The organism is Micromonospora sp. NPDC050417, from assembly GCF_044458865.1.
Classification (GTDB): domain Bacteria; phylum Actinomycetota; class Actinomycetes; order Mycobacteriales; family Micromonosporaceae; genus Micromonospora_G.
On the sequence record NZ_JBITIH010000016.1, the window covers coordinates 137,554 to 164,047 of the forward strand.

General features: G+C 69.2%; 21 protein-coding genes. 2 read left to right on the forward strand and 19 right to left on the reverse strand.

Translation table 11 applies throughout. The features are described 5' to 3' along the window. Positions 1–98 precede the first annotated feature (98 nt). From ACIBF5_RS21335 to ACIBF5_RS21405, 15 genes are all read right to left on the reverse strand, one after another. The gene (locus ACIBF5_RS21335; RefSeq protein WP_396814167.1) at positions 99–3,650 is read right to left on the reverse strand and encodes a ThuA domain-containing protein; all 3,552 of its coding nucleotides are present in this window, start codon (positions 3,648–3,650) and stop codon (positions 99–101) included. Positions 3,651–3,861: 211 nt separating this feature from the next. Next, positions 3,862–4,743, reverse strand: coding sequence for a sugar phosphate isomerase/epimerase family protein (locus tag ACIBF5_RS21340; protein WP_396814169.1), 882 nt, complete (start codon positions 4,741–4,743; stop codon positions 3,862–3,864). A gap of 59 nt (positions 4,744–4,802) precedes the next feature. Further along, positions 4,803–5,996: an ABC transporter substrate-binding protein gene (locus ACIBF5_RS21345; RefSeq protein WP_396814171.1), complete on the reverse strand. Its 1,194-nt coding sequence runs from the start codon at positions 5,994–5,996 to the stop codon at positions 4,803–4,805. A 76-nt stretch (positions 5,997–6,072) separates the two neighbouring features. Further along, on the reverse strand, positions 6,073–7,083 hold the full coding sequence (locus ACIBF5_RS21350; RefSeq protein ID WP_396814173.1) for an ABC transporter permease: 1,011 nt from the start codon (positions 7,081–7,083) through the stop codon (positions 6,073–6,075). Further along, positions 7,080–8,084 carry an ABC transporter permease gene (locus tag ACIBF5_RS21355; RefSeq protein ID WP_396814175.1) on the reverse strand — a complete coding sequence of 335 codons (1,005 nt, stop codon included), beginning with the start codon at positions 8,082–8,084 and terminating at the stop codon, positions 7,080–7,082. Before ACIBF5_RS21355 ends, ACIBF5_RS21350 begins: the two co-directional genes overlap by 4 nt. After that, entirely contained in the window at positions 8,081–9,727 is a 1,647-nt protein-coding gene (locus tag ACIBF5_RS21360) for a sugar ABC transporter ATP-binding protein (protein ID WP_396814177.1), read from the reverse strand. Before ACIBF5_RS21360 ends, ACIBF5_RS21355 begins: the two co-directional genes overlap by 4 nt. 153 nt (positions 9,728–9,880) lie before the next feature. Next, a complete protein-coding gene (locus ACIBF5_RS21365) occupies positions 9,881–10,879 on the reverse strand; it encodes a LacI family DNA-binding transcriptional regulator (protein ID WP_396814322.1) in 999 nt (332 codons plus the stop codon). Positions 10,880–10,930: 51 nt separating this feature from the next. Continuing rightward, positions 10,931–11,947 carry a galactofuranose ABC transporter, permease protein YjfF gene (yjfF, locus tag ACIBF5_RS21370; protein ID WP_396814179.1) on the reverse strand — a complete coding sequence of 339 codons (1,017 nt, stop codon included), beginning with the start codon at positions 11,945–11,947 and terminating at the stop codon, positions 10,931–10,933. Beyond that, entirely contained in the window at positions 11,944–12,993 is a 1,050-nt protein-coding gene (locus tag ACIBF5_RS21375; RefSeq protein ID WP_396814181.1) for an ABC transporter permease, read from the reverse strand. Before ACIBF5_RS21375 ends, yjfF begins: the two co-directional genes overlap by 4 nt. After that, positions 12,990–14,516, reverse strand: a complete 1,527-nt coding sequence (locus ACIBF5_RS21380) for a sugar ABC transporter ATP-binding protein (protein WP_396814183.1) — start codon at positions 14,514–14,516, stop codon at positions 12,990–12,992. Before ACIBF5_RS21380 ends, ACIBF5_RS21375 begins: the two co-directional genes overlap by 4 nt. Before the next feature lie 84 nt (positions 14,517–14,600). Then, entirely contained in the window at positions 14,601–15,551 is a 951-nt protein-coding gene (locus ACIBF5_RS21385) for an ABC transporter substrate-binding protein (protein ID WP_396814324.1), read from the reverse strand. Positions 15,552–16,225: 674 nt separating this feature from the next. Continuing rightward, a complete protein-coding gene (locus ACIBF5_RS21390; RefSeq protein WP_396814185.1) occupies positions 16,226–17,080 on the reverse strand; it encodes an ABC transporter permease in 855 nt (284 codons plus the stop codon). Next, complete coding sequence (locus tag ACIBF5_RS21395; protein ID WP_396814187.1) at positions 17,080–18,018, reverse strand: ATP-binding cassette domain-containing protein; 939 nt, start codon at positions 18,016–18,018, stop codon at positions 17,080–17,082. Before ACIBF5_RS21395 ends, ACIBF5_RS21390 begins: the two co-directional genes overlap by 1 nt. Positions 18,019–18,152: 134 nt before the next feature. Further along, positions 18,153–18,833: a response regulator gene (locus ACIBF5_RS21400; RefSeq protein WP_396814189.1), complete on the reverse strand. Its 681-nt coding sequence runs from the start codon at positions 18,831–18,833 to the stop codon at positions 18,153–18,155. Positions 18,834–18,864: 31 nt separating this feature from the next. Then, positions 18,865–19,983: a sensor histidine kinase gene (locus tag ACIBF5_RS21405; protein ID WP_396814191.1), complete on the reverse strand. Its 1,119-nt coding sequence runs from the start codon at positions 19,981–19,983 to the stop codon at positions 18,865–18,867. Positions 19,984–20,162: 179 nt separating this feature from the next. Between ACIBF5_RS21405 and ACIBF5_RS21410 the strand changes: the two genes are divergently transcribed. After that, positions 20,163–20,660: a GNAT family N-acetyltransferase gene (locus tag ACIBF5_RS21410; RefSeq protein WP_396814193.1), complete on the forward strand. Its 498-nt coding sequence runs from the start codon at positions 20,163–20,165 to the stop codon at positions 20,658–20,660. A gap of 126 nt (positions 20,661–20,786) precedes the next feature. Here ACIBF5_RS21410 and ACIBF5_RS21415 read toward each other — a convergent pair whose 3' ends face one another. Next, a complete protein-coding gene (locus ACIBF5_RS21415) occupies positions 20,787–21,710 on the reverse strand; it encodes an NmrA/HSCARG family protein (protein ID WP_396814195.1) in 924 nt (307 codons plus the stop codon). 102 nt (positions 21,711–21,812) lie between these two features. On the opposite strand from ACIBF5_RS21415, the gene ACIBF5_RS21420 reads away from it, so the two are divergent. After that, positions 21,813–22,379: a TetR/AcrR family transcriptional regulator gene (locus tag ACIBF5_RS21420; protein WP_396814197.1), complete on the forward strand. Its 567-nt coding sequence runs from the start codon at positions 21,813–21,815 to the stop codon at positions 22,377–22,379. 64 nt (positions 22,380–22,443) lie between these two features. On the opposite strand, the gene ACIBF5_RS21425 is transcribed toward ACIBF5_RS21420, so the two are convergent. The 3 genes from ACIBF5_RS21425 to ACIBF5_RS21435 all read right to left on the reverse strand — a co-directional run bounded on the left by ACIBF5_RS21425 (position 22,444) and on the right by ACIBF5_RS21435 (position 26,315). Next, positions 22,444–23,154, reverse strand: a complete 711-nt coding sequence (locus tag ACIBF5_RS21425; RefSeq protein ID WP_396814199.1) for a VOC family protein — start codon at positions 23,152–23,154, stop codon at positions 22,444–22,446. 127 nt (positions 23,155–23,281) lie between these two features. Then, on the reverse strand, positions 23,282–25,666 hold the full coding sequence (locus tag ACIBF5_RS21430; RefSeq protein ID WP_396814201.1) for an ATP-binding cassette domain-containing protein: 2,385 nt from the start codon (positions 25,664–25,666) through the stop codon (positions 23,282–23,284). A 292-nt stretch (positions 25,667–25,958) separates the two neighbouring features. Continuing rightward, entirely contained in the window at positions 25,959–26,315 is a 357-nt protein-coding gene (locus tag ACIBF5_RS21435) for a VOC family protein (RefSeq protein WP_396814203.1), read from the reverse strand. Between the last annotated feature and the right edge of the window lie 179 nt (positions 26,316–26,494).

The following is a 26,494-nucleotide window of genomic DNA, read 5'->3' on the forward strand; positions in this document are numbered from 1 at the left end:
TGTGGGCGGGCGCCGGCACCTTGGAGCTTCTGGTCTGGTTTCTGGCGCGGGCTCTATATTTTACCGTTTACAACTACACCCGCGCCCCTCCTTACCTCTCAGGCGACCTGGGTCAGCCGCCACCGCTGGTTGGCCCCGCCGCTACAGCCCCACTGGATCAGCGTGGCGCCGTCGTTCATCGAGTTTCCGTTGACGTCGAGGCACTGCCCCGAGTGGGCCGCCCGTAGCTCGTAGACGCCCCCGGACTGGGCCACCGGCTGCCACCGCTGACTGGCCGCGGTGCCGCACGGGACCTGGGTGACCCCGGTGCCGGCGGCGGTGGAGCCACCGGTGACCGCCATGCATTTTCCACTGTGCACGGCCCTGAGCTGCACCGTTCCGCCACCCGCGTCGACCGCCTGCCAGCGCTGGTTGCTGCCGCCGGTCGCCGCCCACTGGTGCACGACCGCACCATCGGCGGTCGACACCCCGTTGACGTCGGCCAGTTTGCCGCTGTGCGTGGCGGTGAGCGTCCAGGTCCGTCCGGCGATGCCCCCGGACGGCGTGGTGCCGACACCGGCTCCGCCGAAGGTGAACGAGTCGACGTCGAAGTTGTTGTCGACCGACGACTTGAAGACCATGTACAGCTTGTGCGTGCCGGCGAGCGCGGTGACCGGTACGGCGGCCTGGGAGACGTACGTGTCCCAGCCACCGGTGCTCGCCACCGGGGCGGTCGCGAGCAGTTGCCCCGTGGGGGAGTCGGCCCGCAGTTCGATCGAGCCGCCACCGCTGGGGCTGGAGAGGCGGTAGCTGACCGAGGTGATGCCCTGCAAGCTCATCGGGTCGAACATGATCCAGTCGTTGTTGCTGACGTCACCGATGCGTTTGCCGCTCTCGGCACCCGCCTGGTCGATCACCCGCACGCCGGACATCCCGGTGAGGTACTCCGCCTGCTTGTGTTTGGGTTGCAGGATCGTGTTCGCGTAACCGGTCAGCCGGGCCACCGATCCGGCGCCGTTGTCCTGGTAGCGGGCGTTGAGCACGTAGTAGAGGTCGGCCCCGTCCGGGTGTCCGCCGAGCAGTTCGGTGGAGACCGTGCCGGCGCAGCCGGCGTAGTCGCTGGTCGGGTGCTGGTGGTCGTCGTGTCCGAGGGCGGGGTTCATGAACACCTGCGTGCAGTTGACGGTGCCGTCCTCCGGATCGGTCACCGACACGGTGTAGGCGACCTGTTGGCCGAAGTCGAGCATGCCGCCGTTGGGTGGGCCGGTGATGGCAACCGTCGGCGCGGTGTTGCCGACCGTGACCGGCACGTTGGCGAACGCGCTCTTGCCGGTGTTGTCGGTGACGGTCAGTCGAGCGGTGATGTTGCCGTTGCTGGTGTAGACCCGCGACGGGTTGGGCGCGGTCGAGTCGGTGCTGCCGTTGCCGTCCAGGTCCCAGGCGTACGTGATCACGTCGCCGGGATCAGGGTCGTACGAGCCGGCGCTGGAGAACTGCACGGTCAACGGGGTACGCCCGTTGTTCGGGGTGGCGGTGGCCTTGGCGATCGGTGACCGGTCGCCACTGGAGTAGTCGATCCGGTAGAGCCCGGAGTCGTTGTTGCCGCCGCCGAAGTTGGCTCCCCATTCCAGCAGGTAGAGCGACCCGTCCGGGCCGAACCGCATGTCCATCGGCTTGTTGAAGAAGACGCCGGGCAGGAACGGGTTGATCTTCACCAGGCCGCCGTTGGCGTCGAAGTGGATTTCCTTGACGTAGTTGCGGGCCCACTCGTAGAAGAAGTGCACCCCGTCGTAGTACGCCGGGAACTTGGTCGGCGAGGTGGAGGCGGCGTTGTAGCGGTAGACCGGTCCGCCCATCGGCGCGGCACCGCCCTCACTCAGTTCCGGGAACTGTGGCGAGGCGCCGTAGCCGTACCAGACCTGGGGCTGGACAAGCGGGGGCAGGGTGGTGAGTCCGGTGTTGTTCGGCGAGTTGTTGACCGGGGCGTTGCAGTTGAACTTCGCCCCCACCACGCCGGTGTCCGGGTTGTACGGCGCGTACGCCTGGTTGTTCCCGTGGCAGAACGGCCAGCCGAAGTTGCCCGCCTGCTTGATCACGTTGATCTCGACCAGCCCTTCCGGGCCCCGGTTGGTGGTCGGCCCGCTGCGGTCGGGTCCGTAGTCGGCCATGTTGATCCAACCGGTCTGCGGGTCGACCTGGAAGCGGAACGGGTTGCGGAAGCCCATCGCGTAGATCTCCGGGCGGGTGTTCGCCGTTCCGGGGGAAAAGAGGTTGCCGCTGGGGATGGTGTAGGTGCCGCCCTGCTCCGGGTGGATGCGCAGGATCTTGCCGCGCAGGTCGTTGGTGTTGCCGGCGGAGCGGGCCGCGTCAAGGAACGACCTGCCGGCACGCCAGTCCAGCGGGGCGTAGCCCTGCCAGGCCGGGTCGTAGTTGGGTGGTGTGTCGTCGCCGACCGAGAGGTAGAGGTTGCCGCCCGGCCCGAAGGCGACGTACCCACCGGTGTGGCCCGGTTCAGGGTTGGTCCGGGACCGGTACGCCGGCACGTCGAGCAGGACCCGCTCGCTTGCCGGGTCGAGGGTGTCGCCGTTGACCGTGAAGCGGGAGAGCCGGTTGATGTCGGTGGTCGCGGCCGACGGCGAGTAGGAGAGGTAAATCCAGTTGTTGGTGGCGAAGTTCGGGTCGAGAGCCATGCCGACCAGGCCGTCCTCGCCTCCGGTGTAGACGCTCAACGTGCCCGAGGTGACTGTGGAACTGGTAGCCGGTTTGAAGATCTTCAACTGGCCGGCGCGCTGGACGTAGAAGACCCGTCCGTCGGCCGCGATGTCGACCGCCATCGGGTCGACGGTGTTCTCGTCGAGCGCGACCTTCTCGAAGTTGCCCCAGATAGTGCCGCCGCAGTCGCCGGGCTTGTCCCCGGCGGCCCACTGCACGCCGCCGAGCAGGTGGTGGCGGAAGAGCGTCTCGCTGTACGAGGAGGCGGCGTGCCCCATCGCGGTGGTCCAGACCCTGCCTCCCTCGGCCTCGCGGCACCAGGAGATCGGGTGGTCGGCGCCCATCGCGGCGCCGCCCGGGTTGTAGGTCCGCTCGTCGGCGGTGACGAGGACGTGTACGTCACCGCGCGGGTTGCGGTCGAAGTTGTACCACTCCTCGCTGCGGTTCCACCGGTCCGGTAGGCCGACCGTCGAGGGGTGTACCCGGTCGGCGACGTGTGCGGTTCCGGGCAGCACGCCGGGGGAGTGTTCGGGCATGTGGGCCCCGCCGTTGACGAGGTTGTCCCACCATGGGAAGGAACTCTCGATGCCCATGTCGGTGGCGTTGTGGATGGCGGCGATGCCGCCACCGGCGGCGACGTACCCCTGGATCGCCTGGCGTTGGGCGTCGTTGTCCCAGACCATGCCGGAGGTCTGGAACATGATCACCACGTCGAAGGTGGCGAGGTTGGCGGGGGTGAAGACCGCGGAGTCCTCGGACGCGACCACGGTGAACCCGTTCTCGGCGGCGAGCTGGTTGAACATGGTGATGCCGGCCGGGATCGAGTCGTGGCGGTAGCCGGCGGTCTCGGAGAAGAGCAGTGCGCGGAACGGCGCGGCCGAGGCTGGCTGGGCTGGTAGGACGAGGAACGTGAGCAGTAGGGCGAAGGACGTGAAGAGGGCTGAGGAATGGCGACGCATGCCGTCTCCTTCCGACGGGCGGCGGTGGTGGTGCGACCGCTGGAATGCGCCGCCGAACAGGGGACCTTCCCCCGCGCATTCGTCTCGCGGTTCCAGGCTGACCCTAAGAATCGACTGATGTCAATGTCTTAATTTCCGCCAATGAGAGGCGGTATGGGCGGCCATCACCCGCCCGGCGCGACAAGACGCCGGGCCCACCGGACGCTCCGGATCAGCGCCCCGCCGCTGCCGGTGTCTCCCTTCCGGCGAGCAGTGCCCGCAGGAAGGCGAGCCCTGCCGTGGCCAGCTCGTCCTGGCTGGGCGCCAGCGGACGCCAGATCGCCGCCGCCGTCGCGATCGTACGGTTCTCCGAGGTGAACGACTCGATGCAGAGCGGTCCGGCGTACCCGACGTCGGCCAACGCGGCGACGATGCCCGGCCAGTCGAGATGGTCCGCTCCGGGTGCGCCCCGATCGTTCGCGCAGACCTGCATGTGCGCCAACCACCGGCCGGCGGCCCGCAGTGCGGCTGGCAGGTCGCGCTCCTCGATATTGAGGTGGAACGTGTCCAGCGCCAGGCCGAGGCCCGGGCTCTGCACCGCCTCCACCACCTCCAACCCCTGCTCGACCGTGTTCACCAGGCTCGTCTCGAACCTGTTCAGCGGCTCCAGAGCGAGCGTCACCTGCTGCGACGCCGCGTAGTCAGCCAGCGGACGCAGCCGCTCGACCAGCCGCCCGATCGTCAGACGACGACCGGCCGGGTCGAGCGGCCAGGTCCGGCCGACCGGGGCGTAGACCGGACCGGCGACCACCCGGGCCCCGATCCGGGCCGCCGCCCGGACACAGGCCCGCAGATAGTCGGCGGTCGTCTCGGCCACGTCCGGGTCGTCGGTCACCAGATCCCGGCCCGGTGGCATGACCGCGCAGGTGGTGGCAGCGAGACCGAGCGAGGAAAGCAACTCCTCGGTACGCCCCGGGTCCCAGTCACCTTCCGACTCGATCGGCAACTCGATCGCGTCGAACCCCCAACCGGCGATGCGTGGGGCGAGCGCCGCGAGCCGGTCGTCGGTGAGCGGGGAGACCCAGATCCAGGTGTTGGCGCCGATGCCGTACACGCTCGCTCCTTCCGCAGGTCCGGGGCCGGCGGCGGCAACCACCGGCCCCGGAGGATCAGCTACTTACCGCCCCAGACCCCGGGGAAGCCGGGCATCTTCTCGCAGCCACAGAGCGCGTAGTGCAGCGGCGGCATGTCCGGCAGCACGTACTGCGCCAGGTTGGCGTCGGTGATGGTCGGCTGCGGCAGCACCCACTCCTTCGGCACCTGCTTGCCGGCGAGGATGTCCACCGCCGCGATGACTGGCGTACGCCACTGGTACGTGGGGTACGTGGCCGCGATCGCGGTCAGTTTCTTCTCCTGCCAGACCTTCAGGAAGTCCTGCTGGTCCTCGCCGTTGATCGGCGGAATCTCCGCGCCGGCGTCCTCGAACGCCTCGATCGCCGCGACCGAGGTGGCTCCGGCGTCCATCCAGACCCCGTCGATCGAGCCGAACCGTTCGATGTAGTCGTTGACGATCGTCTTGACCTTGGCCGCGTCACCGTCGGTGAACTCGACCCCGACCACGTTGGCGCCGGCCTGGTCGAAGATCACCTTCGCCGCCGACCAGCGGGTCTCCAACACGTCCACGCCGGGCAGGATGCGCAGAGCGAGGATCTTGCCGCCCTTCTTGACCTTATCCACCAGGAACTCGGCGGCGGTCGCACCGAAGGCGTAGCCACCGATCGGGTGGATGAAGGTGGTGGCGCACTCGGTCTCCACACCCCGGTCGAAGACCACCACCGGCAGGCCGGCCGTGCACGCCTTCTCCACCGCCGGGGTGAGTGCCTTCGTGGTGTTCGGCGAGACGATCAACGCGCTGCACTTGTTGCCGGCGATCAGCCCTTCGATGTCGCTGATCTGCTTCTCGTCCTTGCCCTCGGCGTCGACCGCGGTGAGCGTGACCCCCGGGTGGAGCTTCGCCTCGGCCTGCATGGTGGTCCAGCCGACCTGCCGCCACGGGTTGTTCACGGCGGCGTTGGAGAAGCAGATGTTGTGCGGACCGGGCTTGGTGAACTTCGCCGTGTCGATCATCTGCGGGGCGATCGCCTGCAACCAGGGCGAGTCAGCCGGGCCGGTGGGACTCATCTCGCGTTGCTTGACCTGCTCGTCGTAGTCGGCCTGGACGAAGAAGGACGACTGGGCACCGGTGCCGCTGCCGGCCGGACCGCCGTCGCCCTCCCCGTCGTCGGGGGCGGTGGAGTTGCAGCCGGCGAGGGCCAGCACCGCCGCCGCGCCGAGCGCGAGACGGCGCAGTGTGGTGGGGGAACGCATCGGGCCTTTCTCCTTCCGGTTCAGGGAAATGCGTGGAGCTTCCGTGAGCGGTGGAATGGCTCTGACCCGCCGATGGTCAGCCCGAGCGGCGCATTCTGCGTGCCGCGTACGCGGCGGCGCCGATAATGATCACGCCCTGCACCACCTGCCGGAGCGACTGGGCAAGGCCGAACTGGTTGAGTAGTGAGAAGAGGGCCTGGAGCGTGAGCGCACCGGCGATCGCCGCACCGACGCTGCCCCGGCCCCCGCCGAGCACCGCGCCGCCGAGCACGACGGCGGCGATGGCCTGGAACTCGTACCCGACACCCGCCTCGGCGGTCACACCCGTGGCGCCGCCGAGCAGGACGCCGGCTACCACCGCGCAGAGCGCGGAGATGACGAACGCGGTGGTACGGACCCGGCGTACGTCCACACCGGAAAGCGCGGCGGCACGCTGGTTGCCACCGGCGGCGTACACCTGGTGGCCGAAGCGGCTGTGGCTGAGCAACCACCAGAGTCCGACCCCGACCGCGACCAGGATCAGCACCGCGTACGGCAGCATGGTCAGGCCGAACACCCCTTCGACGCCCCGCCGGCCGAGTTCCCGGAAGTTGTCGGCGAGGGAACCGCGCGGTGCGCCGCCGGACCAGAGGAAGACCGCCCCGTTCAACACCAGCAACATGCCCAGTGTGGCGATGAACGAGGGCACCCGCAGGCGGGTGGTGACCAGGCCGTTGACCAGCCCGACCAGGGCACCTCCGGCGAGTAGCAGCAGGAGCAGCCACCAGGTGTGGCCGGGCTCGCCGTCGGAGAGCCGCGCGGCGACCACCACCACCGCGGTCACCAACGCGCCGACGGAGAGGTCGAACTCCCCGGCGATGATCACGTAGACCTGGCCGGCGGCGAGGATCGCCAGCGGTGCCGATCGGCGCAGGAAGTTGGCGAACGGATCGGGCTCGACGAAGACCGGGTTGCGCCAGGCCAGCACCGCGATCACCACGAGCAGGATGACCCAGATCGGCGGTACGGCCCGCAGTGCGGTCCAGGCCCGCCGTCCGGCCGTGCCACCCGCCGGTACGTCCCGCGTCGCTTCCTCGGTGACGGTCACAGCCCCGCCTCGTCCCGCCGGGTGCGCCTCGCGTAGAGCGCCACCGCCCCGACGATGATCACGCCCCGGATGAGGGTCTTGAGGAAGGCGTTCACCTCGTACTGGTTGAACACCTGGTCGATGACGGCCAGGATCAGCACCCCGGCGAGGGTGCCGGCGACCGTACCCCGACCACCGGCGAGTGCCGTACCGCCGACCACCGCCGCGGCGATCGACTCCAGGTCGTAGCCGCCGTCGGTGCCGACCCACGGAGCGCCCGAGCGCAGCCGGCTGACCAGGAACAGCCCCGTCAGTACGGCGGTGACGCTGCACAGGACGTGTGCGGTGACGATGACCCGGGCGGACCGGACCCCGGAGAGCCGGGCCACCTCCTCGCTGCCGCCGACCGCGTAGAGGTGGTATCCGAACCGGGTGTGTCGTAGCACCCACCAGGCGCAGCCGACGACCGCGAGCAGCAGGATCACCGACACCGGCACCGGGCCGACCGCGTTGTAGCCCAGGCCCTGGAAGGCACGCGGGACGGAGCCGCTGAAGTTGGTGAAGAGCGCGTTGAGGACCCCGCTGATCACCAGCGAGGTGCCCAGGGTGGCGATGAACGCGTTCACTCTCAGCCCGGTGATGACCAGCCCGTTGACCAGGCCGATCACGATGCCGAGGGCGAGTGTGACCAGCACCCCGAGCAGCATCCGGTCCGGGTCGCCCTGCATCACGAAGGAGGCGACGACCGCGGTCATGCCGACGGTGTACGCCACCGACAGGTCCAGCGAGCCGCCGATCAGGACGATGGTCTGGCCGACCGCGACCAGTCCGAGCGCCACCGACCGGACGGCCAGGTTCTGGAGGTTGCTGACCGTCATGAACGCGCCGCCGTCGAGTTCGACCAGCAGCCAGGCGACGGCGAAGACCCCGCCGAGGACGAACCAGACCGGGGCGCTGGCGAAGCCGCCCCGCAGCAGCGGACCGGTCCGGTCGAGCGTGGGGGAGAGGGTCCGCGCGGTCATCGGGCGACACCTTCCGTCGTACCGTCCTCGGGTGAGGTCCGGACGCCCGTCACGGCCGCGATCCTCGTGCCCGTCGTAGCCGCGATCCGTGCGGCGTCGGCGGCACCGGTCGGGTCGGCCTCACCGGTCGCCAGCAGCATGATGTCGGCTTCGCTGGCGCCGGCCGGCAGCGTGCCGGCGATGGTGCCCTGGCGCATCACCAGGATCCGGTCGGCCATCCCGATCACCTCCGGCAGTTCGGAGGAGATCATCAGGATCGCCACGCCCTCGGCGGCGAGTTCGCGCATCAGCTCGTGGATGCTCGCCTTGGCGCCGACGTCGATCCCCCGGGTCGGCTCGTCGAAGATCAGGACGGTCGCGCCGGTGCCGAGCCACTTGGCCAGTACCACCTTCTGCTGGTTGCCACCGGAGAGATAGCGCACCTCCCGGTGCGGCGTGCCGCCGCGTAACTGCACCCGGTCCAGCAGGTCCCTGACCCGCACCGTGGCGCGGGCGGCCCTACCACGTCCGCCGGCCGAACCCATGGCCCGGACGGCGAGCAGACTGTTGTCGCGTACGGAGAGCGGCAGCACCAGCCCCTCGGACTTGCGATCCTCGGTGAGCAGGCCGATGCCGCACCGGATCGCCTGGCGGGGAGAGCGGAGCCGGCGCTGCCGACCGTCCACGGTCAGCGTGCCGGCCGTCAGCCGGGTCGCGCCGAAGAGCAGCTTGGCCAGCTCGGTGCGGCCCGAACCGGCCAGTCCGGCGAGGCCCACGATCTCGCCGGCCCGCAGTTCCAGGTCGAGGTCGTGCAGTGGTCCGGCTGACCCGCCGCGCAGCGCCAGCCGGACCGGACCGATCTGCTCGGCGGTGGCCCGGGGCGGGAAGTAGTGGTCGAGTTCCCGGCCGACCATGAGCCGTACGAGTTGCCGTGGCTCGACCCGCGCGGTCTCGACCGTGGCGACCCGTCGACCGTCCTTGAGTACGGTGATGCGGTCGGTCAGCTCGAAGATCTCCTTGAGCCGGTGCGAGATGTAGAGCACGGTCAACCCGTTGTCCCGCAGTCGGCGGACCCGGGTGAAGAGCGCGTCGACCTCGTGTGGGGAGAGCGCGGCGGTGGGCTCGTCGAGCACCAGGATCCGGGGCTCGAAGGAGAGCGCCTTGGCGATCTCGACGAGTTGCTGCTGTGCCACCGGTAGCTGTCCGACCGTGGCGCGGGGGGCGATGACGTCGGCTGCGCCGAGGCTGGCGAGCAGTCCGGTGGCGGCGGCCTCCATCGCGCGGCGGTCGACGCCAAAGCGTCGGCGTGGCTCCCGGCCCAGCCAGATGTTCTCCGCCACGGTCCGTTCGGGCAACAGGTTGAGTTCCTGGTGCACGATGCTGACGCCCTCGTCCAGGGCCTGTCGGGGATGGCCGAACCGGACCTCGGTGCCCTCGATCGAAATCCGGCCGCCGTCCGGCTGGTACGCGCCAACCAGGATTTTCATCAGTGTCGACTTGCCTGCGCCGTTCTCGCCCATCACCGCGTGGATCTCTCCTTGGCGGCAGTCCAGGTCGACACGATCGAGTACGGTCACTCCGAAAAACCGTTTGGTGATCCCCTGCATTCGCAGCAGGACCTGGTCCGGGGGCTCGTGGTGCTCCGTCGACCGAGCGTCCGTCATCCGCGCCACCCCCGCGTCCGGCGACCCTTGGCATCGAAGACTAGGCATTCATGACGGTCATGTAAAGCGAAAGTTACGTGTCGAGCCCTAATGCTTTCGTGCACCTGACCAAAAGTTCAAACGGTCGTCCAAAAAGGCCGTCCTCAGTGGACGTCAACGCGTCGGCGGCGCGGTGCTACCCCGCTCGATCAGCGTCGGCGCCACCGCGGCCACCTCCGACACGGTGTCCGGACCGTCGACCGCTTCCAGCAGGCGGAGCAGGGCCGCCATGCTCCGGCGCCCCACCTCATCGAAGTCCTGTCGTACGGTGGTCAGCGGCGGGATGAGGAACTCCGCCTCGGGGATGTCGTCAAAGCCCACCACACTGATCTCCCCGGGCACCCGTACGCCCCGCTCGTGCAGGGCCCGGAGCAGGCCGAGTGCCATCTGGTCGTTGGCGGCGAAGACGGCACTCACGTCGGCCTGCCGGGCCAACGCCTGCCCGGCGGCGTAGCCGGAACGGGCACTCCAGTCGCCCCTTATCGTCGCCGGCACCGGCCGGCCCGCGTCGTGTAGCGCGCCACGCCACCCCTCGACCCGGTCCCGGGCCTCCAACCAGTCCGGTGGACCGGCGATGTGCCACACCGTGCGGTGTCCGAGCGCCAGCAGATGCTCCACCGCGAGTCGCGCGCCGGCGACCTGGTCGATGCCGACGACCGGGGCGCCGCCGTCCGGGCTGCCGGCGTCCACCGCCACCGCCGGCAGCCCGGCCGGCAGGCTGTACAGCGCGCCGGCCGCCTCCAGTTGCGGGGCGATGATGATGACCCCCTCCACCGACTGTTCCGCGAGCGCGTCCACGGCGGCGAGCACACCCGCGCGGTCGATTCGTTCCAGGGTGGCGATGCTGACCCAGTAACCGGCCGCCCGAGCGGCCCGCTCGATCCCGTACAGGGTGGAGGCCGGGCCGAAGAGGGTGGTGTCGAAGCTGACCACGCCCAGCACCCGCGACCGGCGCCGGACCAGGCCACGCGCCAGGGCGTTGCGTCGGTAGTTCAGCTCGGAGATCGCCACCAGCACCCGGTCCCGGGTCTCCGGGCGTACGTTCGGGTGGTTGTTGAGCACCCGGGACACGGTCTGGTGCGACACCCCGGCGAGGCGGGCGACGTCCGCCATGACGGCCGGACGCCCGTTTCCCGGTGTCACCACTCCCGCCTCCCGGGCCGGTTACGGCGCACGCCGGGAGACCGCGCGTTGCAGCAGGATGAAGGCCGCCAGCAGGACGCCGATGACGATCTTCGTCCACCAGGAACTCAGGTTGCCCTGGAAGGTGATGATCGTCTGGATCAGACCCAGCACCAGTACGCCCAGCACCGTGCCGAACAGGTAGCCCGAGCCGCCGGTGAGCAGAGTGCCGCCGATCACCACCGCGGCGATCGCGTCGAGTTCGAGGCCGGTGGCGTGCAGTCCGTAACCGGAGAGCATGTAGAAGCTGAGCAGTACGCCGCCGAGCGCCGAGCAGAACCCGCTGATGGTGTAGACCGCGATTCGGGTACGCCCCACCGGCAACCCCATCAGTAGCGCCGACTGCGGGCTGCCGCCGACCGCGTAGACGTCGCGCCCGAGCCGGGTGTACGCCAACACGTACGCCGCGCCGAGCACCACGACCAGCGCGATCAGCACACTGGTCGAGACGAAGAACCCACCGGCGCGGAGTTTGCTCTGCGCCATCGTGGTCCAGAACCCGTCGGTGATCGGGATCGAGTCGGTGCTGATCACGTAGCAGAGACCGCGGGCCAGGAACATACCGGCGAGCGTGGCGATGAACGGCTGGATCTCGAAGAAGTGGATGACACACCCCATGGCGAAGCCGAAGGCGGCGCCGATCAGCAGCACCAGGGGAAGCACCACCCCCGGCGGCCAGCCCCGCTGTTCGAGCAGGGAGGCCGAGATCATGGTGGTCAGCGCCACCACCGCCCCGACCGACAGGTCGATCCCGCCGGTGAGGATCACGAACGTCATGCCGACCGCGACCACCAGCAGGAACGCGTTGTCGATGAGGACGTTCAGCAGCACCTGGGTGTCGGAGAAGCCCTCGTAGTTGACCGCGCCGAGGCCGTACATCAGGGCCAGCAGGGCGAGCGTCGCCAGCACCGGCAGGTAACGCCGACGGGCGTCGAGCAGGCGGGGCAGGGCGGCACCGGTGGTGCGCGTACCTGTCTTCGTGTCGCCGAGGTCGATCATGCCGGGACCTCCAGCTTCGCTGCCGGCGCGGTGGGCGCGGGCGGTTCGGGGTGCCGGCGCCGGGCGAACACCCGGTTCCGGAAGGCGGGCGACTGGGCAAGGCAGAGGACGATCACCACGACCGCCTTGAACAGCAGGGTGGTCTCGGGGGTGATGCCGATGGTGTAGATCGTGGTGTCGAGGGTCTTGATGATGACCGCACCGAGCACCGTGCCGGCGATGGAGAACCGGCCTCCGGACAGTGCGGTGCCGCCGATGACCACGGCGAGGATCGCGTCGAGTTCGATCAGCAGCCCGGCGTTGTTGCCGTCGGCGCTGGAGACGTTCGAACTGATCATGAGGCCGGCGACTCCGGCGCAGAGCCCGCAGAAGACGTACGCGCTCACGATCAGTCGGCGCGACCTGATGCCGGCGAGCCGGCTCGCCCGGGGGTTCCCGCCGACCGCCTCGATCAGCAGGCCCAGGGCGGTACGCCGGGTGAGCGTCACCGCGATCGCCGTCACCGCCACGGCGATCAGCACCGAGAACGGGAAGGTGAGCCAGTACCCGGCGCCGATGAGCCGGTACGGGTCCGAGTTGATGGTGATGATCTGTCCGTCGGTGATGAGCTGGGCGATGCCCCGACCGGCCACCATCAGGATCAGCGTCGCGATGATCGGCTGGATGCCGACGGCGGCGACCAGGAAGCCGTTCCAGAGTCCGAGCAGGAGCGACCCGAGCAGCGCCAGCCCGACGGCGGCGAGGACCACCGCCACGCTCTGCTGGTTGTCCTGTTCGCTGATCCGCAGGCAGGCCAGGGCTCCGGCGATCGCCACGACCGCGCCGACGGAGAGGTCGATGCCTCCGGTGGCGATGACCACCGTCATGCCGAGCGCGACCAGCACCAGGGGTGCGCTGAGCCGCAGGATGTCGATCAGGCTGCCGTAGAGGTGGCCGTCGCGGAGTTGGACGGAGAAGAAGCCCGGAGTGAAGACGAGGTTGCCCAGCAGCAGTACGGCGAGGATGGCCAACGGCCAGAAGAGGCGGTGTCGCAGCAGGTTCGTCACGCCGGGCCTCCGTCCGCGATGACCGCCATCACCCGATCGGCGTCGAGGTCGCCGGTGTTCTCCAGTTCGGTGACCAGTCGCCGGTCCCGGAACACCGCGACCTTGTGGCTGAGCCGGAGCACCTCTTCGAGTTCGGCGGAGATGAAGAGGACCGCCATGCCACCGTCGGCGAGTTCGACGACGAGGCGTTGAATCTCGGCCTTGGCGCCGACGTCGATGCCCCGGGTCGGTTCGTCCAGGATCAGCAGCCGGGGCTCGGTGATCAGCCAGCGGGCGAGCAGCACTTTCTGCTGGTTGCCGCCGCTGAGGGCGCGTACCGGTAGTTCCGGGTCGGCGGGTCGGATCCGCAGCGCCTGGACGTACCGGTCGACCAGTTCGTCCTGGCGACGGCGGGGGATGGGGCGGGACCAGCCGCGGCTTGCCTGTAGGGCGAGCACGATGTTCTCCCGTACGGTGAGATCTTCCACCAGGCCCTCGGTCCGGCGGTTCTCGGAGCAGAATCCGATGTGGTGTGTCGTCGCGGTGTGGGGGCCGCTGAGCACGACCGGCTTGCCGTCGACGAGGAGTTCTCCCTGGTCGGCGCGGTCGGCTCCGAACAGCAGCCGGGCCGCTTCGGTGCGTCCGGAGCCGAGCAGCCCGGCCAGCCCGACCACCTCACCCTGGTGGATGGCGAGGTGGTACGGCTCGATCGAGCCGGCGCGTCCCAGCCCTCGGGCCTGCACCACCGGGGCGCCCTGTTCGATCGCGGCAACCGAGGGCTTGGGCTGCTCGTCGAGCTGTTCGAGTACGGCCAGTTCGCCGCCGATCATCTTGCCGACCAGGTCGAGTTGGCTCAGCTCGGTGGTGCGGTATTCGCCGATGAGTCGACCATTGCGCAGCACCGTGATCCGGTCGGATATCTCGTAGACCTGGTCGAGGAAGTGGGTGACGAAGATGATCGCCATGCCCTCCTCCTTGAGCTGTCGCATCACCCGGAACAACTGCGCGACTTCGGCGGCGTCCAGGCTGGAGGTGGGTTCGTCGAGGATGAGCACCTTGGCGGAGATGTCGATCGCCCGCGCGATCGCGACCATCTGCTGGATGGCGAGCGAGTGGGCACCGAGCGGACTCGACACGTCGATGTCGAGATCGAGCCGGCGGAGTCGGTCGGCGGCCCGGCGACGCAGCTCCGACCAGCGGATGTGTCCGAAGCGCCGGGGTTCGCGTCCGATGAACATGTTCTCCGCCACGGAGAGGTTGGCGCAGAGGTTGATCTCCTGGTAGACGGTGCTGATCCCGGCCTGTTGGGCGGCGAGCGGGCCGGTGAACCCGACCGGACCACCGTCGAGTTCGATGTGGCCGTGGTCGTGCTGGTAGACACCGGTCAACACTTTGATCAACGTGGACTTGCCGGCACCGTTCTCGCCCATCAGGGCGTGTACCTCGCCCGGAAAGAGGCGGAAGTCGACGTGGTCCAGGGCGACGACCCCTGGGAAGTGTTTGCCGATGCCGGTCATCGTGAGGATCGCCCGGCCTGTTGCCATGGCTGAAGCCCTTCTCCCGTGCGGTGGGCGGGGTCGCCCCGGCGGTGTGCGCCGGGGCGACCGGTGAGCCGTCTGCCGCGTCGTTCAGTACTTGCGGTTCGGCAGCGCCGCCTTGGCCTGCTCCTGGGTGAAGGTGGTCTCCTCGGTGAGCACCCGCTGTTGCACGGCCTCACCGGCGACGACCTTCTTGGCCAGGTCCATCAGTTGTGGGCCGAGCAGCGGGCTGCACTCCACGATGTAGTTGATCTTTCCGTCGGCGAGGGCCTGCATGCCGTCCTTCACCGCGTCGACCGTCACGATCTTGATGTCGACGCCGGGCTTCTTGCCGGCTGCCTCGATCGCCTCGATCGCACCCAGTCCCATGTCGTCGTTGTGCGCGTAGAGCACGTCGATCTTCGGGTGTGCCTTCAGGAAGGCGTCCATGACCTCCTTGCCCTTGGCGCGGGTGAAGTCGCCGGTCTGGGAGGCGATCACCTTGAACTTCGGCTCGGCGCCGATGACCTTGGCGAAGCCCTCCTTGCGGTCGTTCGCCGGAGCGGCGCCGGTGGTGCCCTGGAGTTCGACGATGTTGACCGTGTCGGTCTTGCCCTCGTACTCCTTCTTCAGCCACTCGCCGGCCCGCTCGCCCTCGATGATGAAGTCCGAGCCGATGAAGGTCTTGTAGAGCGAGGTGTCCGATGAGTCCACCGCGCGGTCGGTGAGGATGACCGGGATGCCCGCGTCCTTGGCCTCTTTGAGCACGGTGTCCCAGCCGGACTCCACCACGGGGGAGAAGGCGATCACGTCCACCCGCTGGGTGATGTAGCTGCGGATCGCCTTGATCTGGTTTTCCTGCTTCTGCTGCGCGTCGGAGAACTTGAGTTCGATGCCGGCCGCCTCGGCAGCCTCCTGGATGGACTTCGTGTTGGCGGTACGCCAGCCGCTTTCGGCGCCCACCTGCGCGAATCCCATGGTGATCGTGTCGTCGGAGCCGCCTCCGGCACCGCTGTCGCCGCCGCACGCGGTCAGCGAGGCGACCAGGAGCAGGCCACCCATTGCCGCTGCGGAGATCCTTCTGAACACCGCTTTCTCCTCACCCGTCTGGAACGTGTCGTGGGGTGGCGTCGAGGGGACATCCGCCGCCTGGTGTCCCGCGTCCCCGGCCCCGCTGAGCCGTTTGGTCGTGTCGCATGGGGCAGGTCGGGGCGGGTGTCTCCACCCGGAACCAACCGTCCACTGATCGATCGCCGACCGATGTCGGTCGACCGCAGGTGCTGTTTGGGGCCGCTGTGTGGCCCTTGCGTTTCGGTAGTGTTAACGCTCTCATCGTGGCCGTCAAGGGTTTCCTTCGACCGCGACCGATCTGTGATTTGACACCGATCCAGAGTGGACCAGAGATCATCGCGAGGGCATAGACATCGAGCGGACAGGCTGTTAGCGTTCACATCCAAGCGCCCGGGACGCACCAGCTCAGGCGCCGGATCCGCTTGGCCTGACCGGGTTTCGCAGCCGCCGCGCCGGTCCGGCCGCCATCGCGTACGTCCACCCGACCGGCCCCTGCTCGGGCAGCCGGCCGGGTCGAGTGGCGCCCCGGCTCAGCGGGTGGGTGAAGTCCTGGGAACGCGAAAAACACCGCCTGCCACGTCGGAGACGATCGTGGCAGGCGGTGTTCGGGGAGGTTCAGGAAATCTTCGGGTCGCCGTATGGGCGGACGGTCAGCGGGGGACCGGTTACGCGTCGCGGCGCTTGAGCATGACCGCCGCCGCGGCGAGCGCGGCCACCAGGTAACCGGCGAAGACCGCCAGCCCGGCCCACGGACCGAGCATGCCGGCGCTCGGGGTGACGGACATGAACGACTCCCCGGCGTGCGACGGCAGGTACGGTCCGACCGTGTCGTTCCAACTGCTCGGCAGGAGAGGGAAGAGTCCCGGTACGACCAGCATGGCACCGAAGAGCGCGGCGATGGCTGCGGCAGTGCCGCGCAACAGCGCGGCGAGGGTCAGGCCGAGCAGGCCGACACCGGTCAGGTAGACGGCTGCCCCGATCACCGCCCGGAGCACTCCCGGGTCGAAGAGGCTGACGCCGTGCGTACCCATGATCTGCTGGCCGCCGAAGAAGGCCGCGAGCGTGCCGACCAGCATCAGAGCCAGTGTGACCGCACCGAAGACGATGGTCTTGCCCCAGAGCACCGGCAGCCGCTTCGGCACCGCGGCCAGCGTGGTCCGGATCATTCCGGTGGAGTACTCGCCGGCGACCAGGAGCACCCCGATCACCCCGATCACCAGTTGCGCGAGTTGTACGCCGCCGAGGCTGGCGCTGACCGGATCGCTGGTCCCACCGGCACCGAGCCCGATCGACTCGCCGCCGACGTGGCCGGAGGCGACGGCGGCGAAGAGCAGGCCGAGCGCGACCACCACACCGAACGTGGCAAAGAGGCTGACCATCGTCGACCGCAGTGACCTGATCTTGATCCATTCGGAGTGGATCACGCGGGCGAGGGTGACCCGTCCGGTCCGGCGGCGGTGCGCGACCGGCACGGGCGGTGCGTCGGTCAGCAAGCGGGGTTCGAGAGCCGTGCTGGTCATCAGACCGCCTTTCCGGCGAGTACGGGCTGCTTCGGGGTGGTCGCGGTGTACTCGACCGAGTCGTGGGTCAGCTCCATGAAGGCTTCCTCCAGCGATGCCTGCTGGAGGGAGAGTTCGTGCAGGGTGAGGCCAGCGCGCGCGGCCCGGTCGCCGATCTGCTCGGTGGTGAGCCCGCAGACCTCCAGCACCCCGCGCTCACAACTGCTGATCGTCACGGCCGGACCGGCGAGCAACTCGCTGAGCTGGTGCGACTGGGGCGAGCGGACCCGGACACTGTTGGCGGAGGCGAGTCCGCAGAAACCGTCCATCGGCACGTCCGCGATCAACCGGCCCCGGCCGACCACCACCAGATGCTCGGCGGTCAACGCCATCTCGCTCATCAGGTGCGAGGAGATGAAGACGGTACGACCCTCGGCGGCCAGCCCCTTGAGCAGGTTGCGGATCCACCGCACCCCTTCCGGGTCCAACCCGTTGACCGGCTCGTCGAGCAGCACCGTCTGCGGGTCGCCAAGCAGCGCCGAGGCGATGCCGAGGCGCTGCCCCATGCCGAGCGAGAAACCACCCGCGCGCTTGCGGGCGACCTCGCGGAGGCCGACGAGGTCGATCACCTCGTTCACCCGGCGACGGGAGATTCCGGTGGTGGCGGCGAGCGCCAGCAGGTGGTGGTACGCCGATCTCCCGGTGTGTACGGCCTTCGCCTCCAGCAGCGCGCCGATCTCGTGCAGCGGCGCGGCGTGGTCGGCGTACCGACGGCCGTTTACGGTGACGCTGCCGGAGGTGGGTGCGTCCAGACCGACGATCATCCGCATGGTTGTCGACTTGCCGGCACCATTCGGGCCCAGGAAGCCGGTGACGATGCCGGGCCGGACGGTGAAACTCAGATCGTGCACCGCCACCTTGTCGCCGTACCGCTTCCCGAGGTTCTTGACTTCGATCATGCTTGAAGGCTCCTTGTCGGGCTGAGCCGCACCAGCGGCGCATGGCCACAACAATCGCCTCTGCTCGGGGTGCGCGTCGTCGTCCGGCCGTAGACACCTGACGTACTGCGATGGCGGTATAGCCGACAAGTTGCTCAGCGTGATGGCGGCTCGCTCGGGCGAACTAGTCCGCTCTGGTACGCGATCACCACGAGCTGCGCCCGGTCCCGTGCACCCAGCTTCGCCATAGCCCGGTTGACGTGCGTTTTAGCGGTTAGCGGCGACACCACGAGCCGCTCGGCGATGTCATCGTTGGAGAGCCCGGCGGCGACCAGCATGAGAACCTCGCGCTCACGTTCGGTCAACGTTTCGAGTTGGATGGGGACCGTGGCGGCCGAATCCTCCGGCTGGGACAGGAACCGGGCAATCAGCCCTTTGGTCGCCACCGGGGAGAGCAACGCGTCTCCCCGAGCCACCACCCGGATCGCGTCCAGGAGTTCGGCGGGGTCGACCCCCTTGCCGAGGAAGCCGCTCGCCCCGGCCCGGAGCGCCTGGAGGACGTACTCGTCGACCTCGAACGTGGTCAGGATCAGGACCCGTACGCCGACCAGGCTCTCATCCTCGGTGATTTGTCGGGTTGCCTCCAGGCCGTCCAGTTCCGGCATGCGGATGTCCATCAGGACCACGTCGGCCCGGGTTGTCCGGGCCAGCGCCACCGCCTCGACCCCGGTGGTCGCCTCACCCACGACCTCAAGATCCGGAGCCGAGTCGACCAGCACCCGGAATCCCGCCCGGATCAGGTTCTGGTCGTCGGCGAGCAGCACCCGGATCGTCATCGCTTCTCCTGTCGCGGGGGCACCCGGATCGTCATCGCTTCTCCTGTCGTGCCGGTAGCACGGCTCGGACCCTGAAACCGCCACCGGCCAGCGGACCCGCCTCCAGCGTGCCGCCGACCGCCGTCACCCGCTCCCGCATCCCGAGCAGCCCGTGTCCGGTCCCGGCGACCGGCCCGGCAGCCGGTTCTCCCGGCCCCGGATCGTTTTCCACCTCGACGGTGAGGTCGTCCGACCGGTACGTCAGCCGCACCTGGGCGGCCCCGCCGCCGTGCTTGTGCACATTGGTCAGCGACTCCTGGACTACCCGGTACGCGGCGAGGTCCACCGCCGCCGGCAGTGGAAACGGCTGACCCGCCAGGCGCCACCGCACCGCGAGCCCGGTGCGGTGGAACGAGTCGACCAGCTCCTGTAGGCGGTTCAGGGTGGGGGTCGGCTCGGTCGGTGCGGCGGTGTCATCGGACTGACGCAGTACGCCCAGCACGGTGCCCAACTCGTCCAACGCCGCCCGCCCGGCCCGGCGTACGTGCCCCAACGCCTCCTCGGCGGCTTCCGGATTGGTACGCAGCACGTGCCCTGCCACCCCGGCCTGTACGTTGATCAACGCGATGTTGTGCGCCATCACGTCATGCAGGTCCCGGGCGATGCGCAGCCGGTCCTCGACCACCCGCCGTCGGGCCTCCTCCTCCCGGCTCTGCTCGGCCCGGGTGGCACGCTCCTCCACGGCGACGATGTAGTCCCGGTGGTTGCGTACGGCGTCGCCGATGGCGGTGGCCAGCCCGCTCCAGAGGGCGAGCACCACCTTCTCCGAGTCGAGCCAGGACCCCTTCGACGAGGACCAGATCGCCCCGGCGACCAGGAGTAGCGCGGTGAACGTACCGGCGAGGATCGCGGTGACCCGGTTGGTGGTCGCGGCGACGGTGTAGACCGCGATCACCACCGCGAAGGTGGAGAGGTTGCGGGCGGAGCCGAAGGCCACCGACGCCGCCGTGGCAGCGCTACAGAACGCCAGGACCGGCAGTGGCCAGCGTCGACGCAGCGCCACAGCGGTGCAGACCAGCGCGCTGAAGGCGATCTCGCCCGCGCTCAGTTCGCCTCGGGCGGGGGAGGGGTCGATCAGGGGTTCGCCGATGCTGATGACGAAAAGCCCCACTGCGGCGGCGGTGTCAAAGGCATAAGGGTGGAACCGGGCTGTCCGCCGCCACCACCCCATATCCCACATACCGTGACGTTACGTCAACCCCGGCCCGGTCGTCCGTGGCCGCGTACAGGCCGCCTCGGCATCTCGAATCCGACTGCGTCGGAATCACGCGTCTGCGATAGTCGCACCCCGTGAACAGTGCTGAGCCTGTGTTTCGGCGTGCGGATGATGCTGATGCGGCCGAAGTGGCCGACGTGTGGCTGCGGTCCTTCACCGCCGCGCTGCCGACGGTGCGCCGCGCGCACGGCGACGACGAGGTGCGGGAATGGTTTTCCTCCGTGGTGGTGCCGCAGTACGAGACCTGGGTAGCCGTCGCGGAGGGCTTCGTGATCGGGCTTCTGGTGCTCGATGGCGAGGAACTCGAACAGCTCTACCTCGACCCGTCGTGGCGCGGCCGGGGTGTAGGCGACCGTTTCGTCGACTTGGCCAAGCAGCAGCGACCCGACGGACTGGGGCTGTGGACCTTCCAGGTCAACGGATCAGCCAGGCGGTTCTACGAGCGGCACGGATTCACCGCGGTCGAGTACACCGATGGCCTGCGCAATGAAGAACATGAGCCGGACGTCCGTTACACATGGCGGCCTGACGAGGTCGCACTCCCGATCTCGTCCCACACCCGGAAACTGTGACAGTTTCGCCCGTCGGTTCACCCCCGCACCCCGACGCCTCCCGCCGACACGGAGGCGTTGCCGTGCTCGTACGAGGGGATCTCGGTTTGGGTCCTCGCTCGCCCTCCGGGTACGGCGGGAGCCGTGTCAGGCGGTGGGCCGCATGTGCTGCTGTGCCCATTCCTCGAAGCTGGTGAGCGGGATGCCGAGGTCTCGGGCATCCTTCGGGAGGCCCGGCTGCGGCACCGCGTTCATCCACTCGTGCGAAGCACCCATGGGGGGCATTCCGGCGGCGATGGCCTCCTCCACGGTCATATTCGGCGCCGACAGGTGTGTGCCCAGGGCGCGGGAGAGCACCTCGGCGATCTCCGTCATCGACAAGCGGTCGCTCGCCAACTCCAGTTCGACCCTGTTGAAGCGCTCCGGTGCGGCGATGGCTGCGGCGGCGGCCGCGCCGATGTCGTGCGCCGTGACGAGGGGCAGCCGGGTCTCGGGCTTCAGCACGCTCACCAAGCCGCCCTCGATGCCGCGCGGGAACAGGAACGCCATGGCGGGGAGGAAGTTCTCCATGAAGAAGCCCGGCTTGAGCAGGGTCCAGTGGGGGAAGTCGGCCGCGCGGAGCCGGTCCTGGATCGCGCTCTTGGCGCCAAGGGTGGGTTCCATCGACGCCCAGCGGCCCTCGGCCCAGCCGGGGGCCTCGGTGTGCTGGCCGGCGCCGGAGACGGACGTGTGCACGAACTGCGGCACTCCGGCGGCCTTCGCACCCTCGACGAGGTTGACGCCCTGGGCCACCTCCCCGGGGTAATCGAAGCCCTCCGTGGTCGCACGGGGCATCTGCACGGAGAAGACGGCACGGGCTCCCTCGGCGGCCCGGATCACCGAGTCGCGGTCGTCGAGGTCGCCGGTGACCAACTCGGCGCCGAGTGCCGCCACGGCCTTGGCCCGGTCGGTTGCCGGGTCGCGTACCAGAGCGCGGACGGGAACGCCCGCCGCGAGCAGGGCGCGGGCGGTGGCCCCGCCCTGCCTGCCGGTGGCGCCGGTGACCAGGACGGGTGCGGGATCTGCAGACATGTCGCTCCTCGGGTGCTCGTCCGCTAAACGGCGGGGCCCGCCATTTACTCCCGGGTACGATACGGCGGACCCCGCCACTTAGCAATCCTGGAGATGACGCCAATGCCCGAGGGTCAGCGCGCGGACGCCCGGCGCAACTACGCGCGGATCCTCGCCGTAGCCGAGGCCGAGGTTGCTGCCCATGGCGCCGCCGCCTCCCTGGAACAGATCGCCCGTACCGCTGGGGTTGGCTCAGCGACCGTGCGCCGACACTTCCCCAGCCGGCGTGCGCTGCTGGAGGCCGTGTCCCGGAAACAGATGGAGGCCCTGTGCGCCCACGCCCGGGGCCTGGCCGACAGCAGCGACAGCCGAGGCGCGCTACTGGAATGGCTAGGCGACGTCGTCACCTACTCCGTCTCCGCCCGGGGGCTGGCAGCCGCGTTGGTCTACGACGGCGCCGGGTCTGACGACATTTACGAGAATGGCTGCTCGGCGATGCTGGAAGAGGCGGGAAGTCCGCTGCTGCGCCGCGCCGTGCAGGACGGGACGGTAGCAACAGGCATCACCGTCGCCGACCTGATCACACTCGTCGTCGGCATCGTCCTCGCGACCGAGCAGCGCCCGGACCCCGCCGCCGCCGCGGATCGGCTGTTCCGGCTGGCCGTGGCCGGCCTGAGCCCGCAGGGCTGAGCCCGGCAGAGCGGGAGGCGGTCCTGCACCGCCACCGTGCCCGGTGCCGGACAGCGTCGCCCTCCTAGTCCCAGCAGAGGCAGAACGGCTTGCCAGTCGGATCGGCGTAGACCCGCCAGTCCGCGCCGCCGGAGGAGAGCGAGGTGGCGCCGAGCTTGAGTACCGCCGCCTCGGCCGCGTCGACATCGTCGACCGTGACGTCGAGATGGAACTGCTGCGGGTACGCCGGGTCGGGCCACTTCGGTGCGTGGTAGTCGGTGACCTGCTGGAACAGCACCGGCTGCCCCCCGTCCTCGCCGATCATCGCCATGCCCTCACCCTCGTACGTGACCGGCTTGCCGAGAAGCTCCGCGTAGAACGTGCTCAGCTCCTTCGCGTCCGGGCAGTCGAGCGTCACGCCCATGAGGGTGGTCTCCTGCTTCGCCGGAAACAGGCACAGGTCGAACGGGTGCCCGGCCGGGTCGACCAGCGTGTACCAGTTCTCGTTCCTGCGCAGCAGTTTGGCGCCCAGCTCGACCGCCTTCGCCGAACCGGCGTCGAGGTCCGGCACGCGTAGGTCGAGGTGCGCCTGCTGCGGACCCGCTGGATCGGGCCACCGAGGCGCCACGTGGTCGAGGCTGCGCTGGGCGGCGACGCGCCACCCGTCCCCGGTCTCCATCGTGATCCATGTGTCGTCGGCGTACTGCTCGGTCCATCCGCCGAGGGCGGTGTAGAACGCGGCGAGCCGCCGGATGTCGGGTGCGTCGAGCACCACCGCGCGCAACGTGCCGATCATCGGACACTCCCTCCTGAACCACCGCCCATCATCCCCCGGCCCGGCCGCCGGCACATGCCCGAGCTGTGGACGATTACTGCCCCCAGGGGGGTAGAAAACGGCCACAGCCCGGGAAGGCCCTTACCGGTTAGGTGCGGACGTAGGTGGCGAGGTGTTCACCGGTGAGGGTGGAGCGGGCGGCGACGAGGTCGGCGGGTGTGCCCTCGAAGACGATCCGACCGCCGTCGTGGCCGGCACCCGGGCCGAGGTCGATGATCCAGTCGGCGTGTGCCATGACCGCCTGGTGGTGCTCCACCACGATGACCGACTTACCGGAGTCGACGAGTCGGTCGAGCAGGCCGAGCAGGTGCTCGACGTCGGCGAGGTGCAGGCCGGTCGTCGGCTCGTCGAGGACGTACACGCCGCCCTTCTCGGCCATGTGCGTGGCCAGCTTGAGTCGTTGCCGCTCACCACCGGAGAGTGTCGTCAGCGGCTGGCCGAGGCTGAGGTAGCCGAGCCCGACGTCGGCGAGCCGACCGAGGATGCTGTGCGCGGCGGGCGTACGCGCCTCGCCGGTGCCGAAGAACTCCTCAGCCTCGGTCACCGACATCGCGAGCACCTCGCTGATGTCCCGGCCACCGAGGTGGTAGTCCAGCACCGACGGCTGAAACCGCTTCCCCTCGCACTCCTCGCAGAGGGTGGCGACTCCGGCCATCATGGCCAGGTCGGTGTAGACGACACCGGCACCGTTGCAGTTGGGGCAGGCGCCCTCGGAGTTGGCGCTGAACAGCGCCGGCTTCACCCCGTTGGTCTTCGCGAACGCCTTGCGGATCGGATCGAGCAGACCGGTGTACGTCGCCGGGTTGCTCCGGCGCGAGCCCCGGATCGCGCCCTGGTCGATCGAGACCACACCCGCGCCCGCCGGGATCGAACCGTGCACGAGCGAGGTCTTGCCGGAACCGGCTACACCGGTGACGACGACAAGCACTCCGAGCGGGATGTCGACGTCGACGTCGCGCAGGTTGTGCGCCGTCGCGCCACGGACCGGCAGTGTGCCGGTGGACGTGCGTACCGTCTTTTTGAGGGCGGCTCGGTCGTCGAGATGGTGACCGGTGAGCGTGCCGCTGGCCCGCAGCCCCGCGACGGTGCCCTCGAAGCAGACGCTGCCACCCCCGGTGCCGGCGCCGGGGCCGAGGTCGACGACGTGGTCGGCGATAGCGATCACTTCTGGCTTGTGCTCCACGACGAGCACCGTGTTGCCCTTGTCCCGCAGCCGCAGCAGCAGGTTGTTCATCCGCTGGACGTCATGCGGGTGCAGGCCGCTGGTGGGCTCGTCGAAGACGTACGTGACGTCGGTGAGCGAGGAGCCGAGGTGGCGGATCATCTTGACCCGCTGTGCCTCGCCGCCTGACAGCGTGCCCGAGGGCCGGTCGAGCGAGAGGTAGCCCAGCCCGATCTCCACGAACGAGTCGAGGGTGTGTCGCAACGTCGCGAGCAGCGGCGACACCGTCGGCTCGTCGACGCCGCCGACCCATTCGGCCAGGTCGCTGATCTGCATCGCACACGCGTCGGCGATGTTGATCCCGCCGATGCGTGACGACCGGGCCGCCTCGCTGAGTCGGGTGCCGTCGCACTCGGGACAGGTCGTGAAGGTGGCCGCCCGGTCCACGAACTCCCGGATGTGCGGTTGCAGCGCCTCCCGGTCCTTGGCGAGGAACGACTTCTGGACCTTGGGGATCAGCCCCTCGTACGTGAGGTTCACCCCCTCGACCTTCACCTTGGTCGGTTCCCGGTAGAGGAAGTCGTGCATCTCCTGCTTGGTGAACGTGCGGATCGGCTTGTTCGGGTCGAGGAAACCCGACTCGGCGTAGATCCGTACCGTCCACCAACTGTCCGACTTCCAGCCGGGGATGGTGAGCGCGCCCTCGGCGATCGACTTGGAATCGTCGAAGAGCTGGGTGAGGTCGATGTCGGAGACCTCGCCCCGGCCTTCGCAGCGCGGACACATGCCGCCGGTGCGGCTGAAGGTCTGTTTCACGGTCTTGCCGGCACCGCGTTCGACCGTGATCGCACCGCTCGCCCGGACCGAGGGGACGTTGAAGGCGAACGCGCTCGGCGAGCCGATGTGCGGCTGCCCGAGTCGGCTGAAGAGAATGCGCAGCATCGCGTTGGCGTCGGTGGCGGTGCCGACGGTGGAGCGGGGATCGGCACCCATCCGCTGCTGGTCGACGATGATCGCCGTCGTCAGCCCTTCGAGTACGTCGACCTCGGGACGCGCCAGCGTCGGCATGAAGCCCTGCACGAAAGTGCTGTAGGTCTCGTTGATCAGTCGCTGCGAGTCCGCGGCGATCGTGTCGAACACCAGGGAACTCTTGCCCGAGCCGGAGACGCCGGTGAACACCGTGAGTCGGCGTTTCGGAATCTCGATGCTGACGTCCTTGAGGTTGTTCTCGCGTGCGCCCTGCACCCGGATCAGATCGTGGCTGTCGGCAACGTGCGTCGCGGGCGACTGCGGGTCGGTCCTCGTGGCCATGCTTGTCGTCTCTCCATCTGTTGGGCGGGCCGCTGGGCCCCGGGCACACCGCGTGTGCCCGGGGGCGTCAGACCAACCAGCGGCCGTCGTGCATCAGCTCGCGGTCGTCCATCTCGTTCGCCTCGCGCCAGGTCCGGATGTGGCGCGGACAGACGCGCAACCAACGGTACGGCGTGGCCGGCGCACAAGGGTCGAAGCCGGTACGCGTGGCGAACCAGCCAGGCCCCGCTCCTGCGGCAGTGCGCGGTGCTCGGTGTGGTGGCGACGGTGAGCACGGGAACGGGGGAGGCGATCATCGGTCCTGAAGCAGCCCGAGGATGTTGCCGTCGGGGTCGGTGACGGTGGCCACCAGGCGACCGCCGCCCACGTCATGCGCGGGCTCCTGCACGGTGGCACCCGCGGCGGTCACCTCGGCCAGCTTCGCCTCGATGTCCGGCACGTGCCAGTAGGCCACCGGCGCGGTCATGCCCTGCGGTCCACCGTTCGGCACCAGCCCGATGTGCTGGCCCTCGGCCTCGAAGCCCACGTAGTAGGGCTCGTCCGTCTGCGGCGGCACGCCGAGCAGGGCGGCGTACACCTTCTTGGCCGTCGCGAGATCGGAGACGGGGTGCAGCACGGTCTTGATTCCTGGCGCGAAAGAGCTGGTCATGGTCACTCCTGACGTCATGGGTACGCCAGTCACGCTAGCCGTGGCCCGGGGATCCGCGCTTCTCCATTCGTGACCGATCCGGGTGGCGGCTCTCCGGGGTGCTCACGGCGACCGAGCCGAGCAGAGCCAGTGAGCGGGCGGAGTCGGTCCCGGGTTCGGCGTGGTGGGCCACGGGGAAC